Genomic DNA, 7042 nt, shown 5'->3' with positions numbered 1-7042 from the left:
GGCGAAATCGCGTTACAGTCCGTGGCATATGCGAAATTGCCAATCCGAAATCCAAGCACTTCCGTCCAGCCATGTAGCAGGTCAACCGGAACAAATTCAACACCAAACAACTGAAAAGGACCGTCAATTGCCACCAGCTCCAGTTGTGGGATACCGCCGCCGAGGTGCTGAAGCCGAAAGGCATATTCAAAGACAGTGCTGAGACGATCGAGGGTGTCGGGACTGCCATAACAAGGGATGGAAGTACCTTGAATCTCAGAGTACGCCCGGACATCATCAAGTCCGTGCAGATGGTCTGCGTGGGCGTGGGTAAAAAGGATGGCGTCAATGTGGTCAATGCCACACTCAATAACTTGAAGCCGAAGCTCCGGCGAGGTATCGACAAGGATGTTTCTGTTGTTGTCAAGAGTAATAACAATTGAGGGACGGGTGCGGTGATTTTTGGGGTCTTTCGATCGACAGACATCACAATGACAAGCAATCATCGGGACGCCGTGCGATGTGCCTGTACCGAGAAACGTAATCTTCATGAACCCGACCTTTCCTTCCTCGGAAAAACCATCCCGCACTCAGGGCACTCAGCGGTATACGATCGAATCGCAAAACCGCATTGGGGACAGATTCGCTTGGTTTGACGACGCGAAATCAGAAGGATGCCTACAAAAATGATGAGCAGAATCAGCATTTCCCAAGGACCTATGGGCATATTAAGGTACTCCGATGTGTGAAACGTAATATGTAAATCGTAAATGCATTTATAGACACCCCGCGCCTGCCTCGCTAGCCATCTTTTAAGCTTTCACTAATCCTCTCAATACAGCAAGATTGGTCGCGTGCATCGTTTCCATCTTCGGCGTTTCGATAACCATTGGAGTATTCTCAAAGCGTGGGTCATTGGCAAGCAGTTGGAAAGGTGTTATCCCAATGTTGCCTTCACCGATGTGTTCGTGGCGATCAACCCGGCTGCCGTACTGCGATTTCGCATCGTTGAGATGGAACGCCAGCAACCGATCCAAGCCGACAATTTGGTCAAATTGATCAAATGTTTGATGATAGTCGTCCTCCGTCCGTAAATCGTATCCCGCCGCGAAGACGTGACAGGTATCGAAGCAAACTCCTAACCTTTCCGGACATTTCGAGTCATCAATAATCTTACGCAGGTGCTCAAAGCAGTATCCCAGATTTGTCCCTTGTCCCGCCGTTGTCTCTAACAAGACAATGACGCTGCCGCCCGCCGTTTGTTCAAAGATTTCATTCAGGCTATCGCTCAATACCTTCAACCCTTCCGCTTCGCCGGCGTCCAGATGTGATCCGAGATGGGTCACAATATACCGAATCCCACAGGCATCCGCGAGCTCAATTTGAGAAAGAAACTGTTCACGAGAGTTTCCAAGGACATTCTGTTTGGGAGAGGCGAGGTTGGTGAGATGGATGTCGTGGACAAGCCCTTCGCGAACGATGTCAGACGCCTCCCACGCCTCCCGAAATTGTTCTATATCCGATTCGCCAGGCTCTTTGCCGACCCAGCGGTTTGGATTTTTCAGGAAAATCTGGATGGCTTCACATTCCAACTTTTCCCCGTTCCGAATTGAATTGTGCAAACCGCCAGCGGCGGAAACATGTGCACCTAGCATCATTGATGGTGATCCTCCAATATTAAAAAGAAAAAAGCCTAAAACAGTCAGATATACTCAGTACACCCCCTGAATACGTTATTACTAACAAGAGCAGATCGACGGAAACTGAGCCGATTTAGCTGGTGAGCACAGCCTTCAACCGATCGATGATGATTTCTTCCTCACCTTCGTTCAGGGGATGGGCGTGAATCGTGATGCTATCCTCACCCCCGCCCACCCTGATACGAGGCTCGCCTGCGTCAAGCTCAGCCACGACCTGCCTCGCGTCCTTTCCCGAAACTTCTGAATCAATGCCAACTTGTAGAGTGGATCCGGTATGTGTAGCGACGTGCACTATCTCCATCTCCCCAACCCCCGCAACACCTTCCAATGCCTGCTGCATACTAGCGAGCCTCGCCTCATCCTTCGCATGACGTTCGTCATGATCTGCGTTCAGCCACCACTCCAGTGCCGCCACCAGTCCGATTACATCGTGACGACCTATCTTAAACCCTCTCCCAAATGAACGCCCATCAGGGTTGTAGAAGCCGATATAACCGTGATCCGCTACGGCCTCCATCAATTCCTTTTTGCCGCATGCAATCCCAACCGCAGGCGGGGCATTGAAGTATTTGCCGCTAAAGCATACCAAATCCGCCGACTGTGCAAGCCCTCGGAAGTAGTCTACGGGATAGATATGGGTCGCAGCATCAACGATGACGGGTACACCGTGGGCGTGAGCCGTTTTGACCACATCTGCCAACGGTAGAATCGAGCTGTCACTATCCCTTCTAGCAAGGTAAGCAACTGCTGCGGTGTTGGGGCCTATCGCTTCTTCCAACGCATCAACGGTGCAGCTGTCTGCGTCTCCCACCTCCACAAGCACCCCGCCGGGCACAGGATATTCTCGGTCGTAGCTGTTGCGATGTTTCGCTTGGATGAGTACCTCGTGCTTAATGCCAACGATCTCCGGGATTTGACTGATCTTCTGGCGATCTCTCCCGGTCATACAGGCGGCGGTGCTCAGGGCAAGCGCGGCAAAGCAACCAGAGGTTATGTAGGCTGCCTCAACGCCCATCAGTTTTGCGGTGTGCTCACCCGCTTTGTCTAGAAGTTCCTCCATCTCCACATAGTTAGAACTTCAGGGGAAAGCGTCGAACCTCCCCAAAGCGTCTGCGTTCCCCCGGCGTTAATAAGCGGTCGCACGCCGAGCCTTTTGTAGACTTCGCTACCGAAATTGTTAGTCATTACGATTGTCTTACTCCTACGGTTTTATCCTTTACAGGACTTACGCATTTCGGTAGGGAACAACGATCGTTGTTCCCTACGAATGCCTTGATGGAGTCCTTACTGTAGTTGGCTGATTTATCGGGCATCAGGAGTTGTTATCTCCGGCGATGAATCGCCGAACTACGAGGTGTTGAGCGTCCAACTGCGTAAATCCTATCTTTATTCTGATTTGAATTCATCACAAATTGCTGTAACTCATACCGATCTCGTTCAGATTCCACGCGGAACTTCTTGCTTCAACTACGGTTTGCCCTGATGGTTGATTGCAACTGATCACTTAGATAACTACACATTTGCGAGTGAATCCGTCGGCGTCAGCCCGATTGCATCAAGGCGGCGCTTTGCCTCTGCGTAAACATCTGGTGGCAACGGACCGCGTTCAGCGGTTTGTACATTCTCAAGCAGGTGGTCGACGTTCCGCGTTCCCACGATGGTCGTATGAACGTGTGGATGGCTCAGGGTAAAACGTAAAATGAATGCAGTACGGCTTTCATCTTCATCGCGCAGCTCGTCTAACTTTGCCTTGTCGAATGCCTGCTGCCATCTGTCAGCACTCCCTCTGCCTTCTCCCGGTTCACCCTGTGCAACGCCGCCCCGGATAATCATCCCAGTCCCCGCGTCCGCTGCCTCAGCGATAAAATTTTCAGTGGTGCGGTCAAGCGCGGAATATCCAAGCTGAAACACATCAAACGAACCCCACTCAAGAAAGGTCGGTTTATGTTCAAGGGCAGACGATGTCCCGATCCAGCGCACCTTGCCCTGTTCTCGCGCTTCGTTCAAGGCATCTATCACGTGCCCTTTTTCGCAATCTTCTACCGTTGCGCCGTGGAATTGCATCACATCAAGATAGTCAGTTTTCAATCGCCGCAGGCTTTCATCCACGCCGCGGTGGACATTTTCCTTCGTCCAAATTTTGCCAACCCATCCTAAGTGCTTTTGTCCGTGATCTGGGTGGCAGCCACACTTGCTCGCCAAGTAGTATTCATCGCGTCGATGGGAGATAAATCTGCCGATATACTCTTCACTGCGACCGTAGCAATCGGCGGTATCAATGAAGTTGATTCCGGCATCTAATAGTGCATTGAGGACAGTTTCCGCCTGTGTTTCGGTCAGTGGACGCTCGTCGTTGCCAGCCCACTCCGACCGGATCTCCATCGCACCGTAACTCAAGCGAGTTACGTCAAGTCCCGTCCGTCCGAGAGTTGCTTTAGATAACTGAGCCATTTGATTCCTCCGTTGTTTATTCTACTTTTAGAACATACTATAACACAAGTTGCTAGTTGTCGGCATATTCAAACCAACAACCCCTAATCCTCCAAAATCGACGGTTTGGTGTCGAGATGTGAATCTCGACCTACAGGTGCTGATGGATTTTTAATAACTAGCAACTTAGGTTACTATAATACTAGCGATAGAAGGCAACGCTGAGATTCTAGCAGAAAATCAGACGCCACTCAAGGTTAAAGTGCCTCATTCGATTTTGCCTTCAACCCTTCCAATTTCTCCAACGCCCACCCTGAATCAATAGATTCAGCTGCTACTGCGAGTCCCGCTGTTATGTCTTCAGCCTTACCACCCGCAACAATCGCCGCCGCTGCGTTAAGCAACACTATGTCCCGTTTGGGGCCCTTTTCACCTCTCAAGACGCTCAACGTCATTTCCGCGTTTTCTTCTGGCGTTCCACCTTTGAGGTCGCTGGGTTGTACAGTTGGGATACCCAATTCCGTCGGATCAAGCGTGTAAGTATTCACCTCACCATCTACCAACTCCGAAACCTGAGTCGTTGTCGTCGTTGTGATCTCGTCCAAACCGTCTCTGCCATGCACAACAAACGCGCACTGGGCTCCAAAATTCTTGAGGACATGTGCTAGAGGCTCCGTCAGTGTTAGTGCGTAAACACCAAGGACTTGTGCCTGCGCCCCGGCAGGATTCGTGAGTGGACCGAGCGCGTTGAAAATTGTGCGGATACCGACTTCTTGGCGGGGGGCAATCGCATATTTCATCGCGCTGTGCAATGTAATTGTAAAGAGAAAGCCGATGCCTACATCATCAATACACGCCCCAATCTGTTCTGGTCCGATTTCGATGTTTACGCCCAACGCTTTGAGAACGTCGGCGGCTCCGCTCCGGCTCGAAATGGCTCGGTTACCATGTTTTGCCACGGGAATCCCCGTTCCCGCCACAACAAATGCGGCGGTTGTTGAAATATTGAACGTATGTGCTCCATCCCCGCCCGTGCCAGAAGTATCAACAACAAAGGGGTGTTTGGTGTGAACCTTCGTCGATTTTTCGCGCATCACACGCGCCGCACCGGTGATTTCTTCAATCGTTTCGCCCTTAATTCGGAGAGCAGTGATGAACGAAGCAACTTGCGCTGACGTCGCTTCGCTGCTCATTATTTCGTTCATAGTATCAACGGTTTCACGCTCCGTTAAGTCGTGTCCATCGACAACTTTTTGGATTGTTTCGCGGATCACTGTAATATCTCCTCGTTTCAGCAAATTTCTATTTGCAGAAAATCAGATGCCGCTCAAGGTTAAAATACCTGGTTTGATTTCGCCTTTAACCCTTCCAATTTCTCCAACGCCCGCCCGGAATCGATAGATTCTGCTGCCGCTGCGAGTCCTGCTGCTATATCCGCAGTCTTACCACCCGCCACAATTGCCGCCGCTGCATTGAGCAACACGATGTCCCGTTTGGGGCTCTTTTCGCCTCTGAGGACGCTCAACGTCATTTCTGCATTTTCTTCCGGTGTTCCTCCTTTGAGGTCGCTGGGTTGTGCTGTTGGGATACCCAATCCCCTCGGATCAAGCGTGTATGTATTGACCTCGCCATCTGCCAACTCCGAAACCTGCGTCGTCGTTGTTGTTGTAATCTCGTCCAAGCCATCTCCTCCATGTACAACGAACGCACGATGGCTGCCAAGATTTTTGAGGACATTCGCCAAGGGCTCCGTCAGCGTTGGTGCGTAGACCCCAAGGACCTGTGCTCGAGCACCGGCGGGGTTCGTGAGCGGACCGAGCGCATTGAAAATTGTACGGATACCGATTTCTCGGCGGGGTCCAATCGCATATTTCATCGCACCGTGCAACGTAACAGCAAAGAGAAAACCGATTCCCACATCATCAATACACGCCCCAACCTGCTCTGGTCCGATTTCGATATTTACGCCCAACGCTTTAAGAACGTCCGCACTACCACTTTGGCTCGAAGCCGCTCGGTTACCGTGCTTTGCCACTGGAATCTCTGCTCCTGCCACAACAAATGCCGCGGTCGTTGAGATGTTGAATGAGTGTGAGCCATCTCCGCCTGTACCGCAAGTATCAACAGCAAAAGGATGTTTGGTGTGGATCTTTGTCGACTTTTCTCGCATAACGCGTGCGGCACCGGTAATTTCTTCAATCGTCTCGCCTTTGATTCGGAGAGCGGTAATGAAAGAAGCAACTTGCGCAGGCGTCGCTTCACCGCTCATTATTTCGTTCATGGTGTCAACAGTTTCACGCTCCGTTAAGTCGTGTCCATCGACAACTTTTTGGATTGTTTCGCGGATCATTATAATATCTCCTCATTGCAGTAAATTTATAGTTTTGGAAGTTGATGAAATTTGGAATAATGCAGATAAAAAATTCCGTCTACCCTCGTATAGGAGGGTTCGCCGAATATCCGAGAAGATACCGCAGTTCCGGTGAGAAGGTTTGCGCGATCTCCGGGGCTAGTGATGTATAATCGGTGAACGGTTTAATCCATGAGCGAGAGTAATAGCAGAGGATTGCCCGACGGGGGTTGTCTGTTGCGTTGGGTCCCGATCGATGCCATGTATTTGAGAGCCAGATAGCGACCGAGCCGGCAGATCCCGTCAGTATCTTCCCATCCTCCCGCTGTCCGCCCCATACAGGCTTTCTGCGAGTGCGATGGCTGTTAGGAACAATCTGCGTCGCCCCGTTGGTCGTTGTGAACGCATCGAGCATCCAAGCATTCTGGATGGTCAACGGGAAGTCCGGCAAAGGTTCAGGCAACTGACCGAGCGGAACATCTACATGCCATGCCCCACCCTCATCGGTGTGGGGTCCGATACTAGTCGCGCTACAGTCGGCGAGCACACAATCTTCGCCGAGAATCCCCCGCACCAACGAAAG

The 7042-nt window shown here is 51.2% G+C and carries 6 protein-coding genes and 1 pseudogene (1 of these 7 cut by a window edge); all 7 read right to left on the bottom strand.

All coding sequences use genetic code 11. The annotated features are described in order from the left end of the window. Nucleotides 1-530: pseudogene (locus J4G02_21685) on the bottom strand (MBL fold metallo-hydrolase); it reaches 217 nt to the left of the window's first position. A 261-nt stretch (nt 531-791) separates the two neighbouring features. After that, entirely contained in the window at nt 792-1637 is an 846-nt protein-coding gene (locus tag J4G02_21680) for a deoxyribonuclease IV (GenBank protein MCE2397131.1), read from the bottom strand. Between the two features lie 115 nt (nt 1638-1752). Further along, complete coding sequence (locus J4G02_21675) at nt 1753-2739, bottom strand: aminotransferase class V-fold PLP-dependent enzyme (GenBank protein ID MCE2397130.1); 987 nt, start codon at nt 2737-2739, stop codon at nt 1753-1755. Nucleotides 2740-3191: 452 nt separating this feature from the next. Next, nucleotides 3192-4130, bottom strand: coding sequence for an aldo/keto reductase (locus J4G02_21670; GenBank protein ID MCE2397129.1), 939 nt, complete (start codon nt 4128-4130; stop codon nt 3192-3194). A gap of 236 nt (nt 4131-4366) precedes the next feature. Continuing rightward, nucleotides 4367-5380, bottom strand: coding sequence for an anthranilate phosphoribosyltransferase (gene trpD / locus J4G02_21665; protein ID MCE2397128.1), 1014 nt, complete (start codon nt 5378-5380; stop codon nt 4367-4369). 62 nt (nt 5381-5442) lie between these two features. Then, on the bottom strand, nt 5443-6459 hold the full coding sequence (gene trpD, locus J4G02_21660) for an anthranilate phosphoribosyltransferase (protein ID MCE2397127.1): 1017 nt from the start codon (nt 6457-6459) through the stop codon (nt 5443-5445). A gap of 79 nt (nt 6460-6538) precedes the next feature. Beyond that, nucleotides 6539-7042, bottom strand: a 504-nt coding sequence (locus tag J4G02_21655; GenBank protein MCE2397126.1) for a phytanoyl-CoA dioxygenase family protein, incomplete at its 5' end; no start/stop codon positions are given.

The sequence above is a fragment of the Candidatus Poribacteria bacterium genome, from assembly GCA_021295755.1.
Taxonomy (GTDB): domain Bacteria; phylum Poribacteria; class WGA-4E; order WGA-4E; family PCPOR2b; genus PCPOR2b.
Note: the sequence above shows the minus strand (reverse complement) of the source record. Positions and strands in the feature narration are given on the sequence as shown.

What these genes read in the sequence shown, in the direction of transcription:
- J4G02_21680 (MCE2397131.1), bottom strand. Translation starts at nt 1,637, where the DNA reads ATGATGCTAGGTGCACATGTTTCCGCCGCTGGCGGTTTGCACAATTCA.
- J4G02_21675 (MCE2397130.1), bottom strand. Translation starts at nt 2,739, where the DNA reads ATGGAGGAACTTCTAGACAAAGCGGGTGAGCACACCGCAAAACTGATG.
- J4G02_21670 (MCE2397129.1), bottom strand. Translation starts at nt 4,130, where the DNA reads ATGGCTCAGTTATCTAAAGCAACTCTCGGACGGACGGGACTTGACGTA.
- trpD (MCE2397127.1), bottom strand. Translation starts at nt 6,459, where the DNA reads ATGATCCGCGAAACAATCCAAAAAGTTGTCGATGGACACGACTTAACG.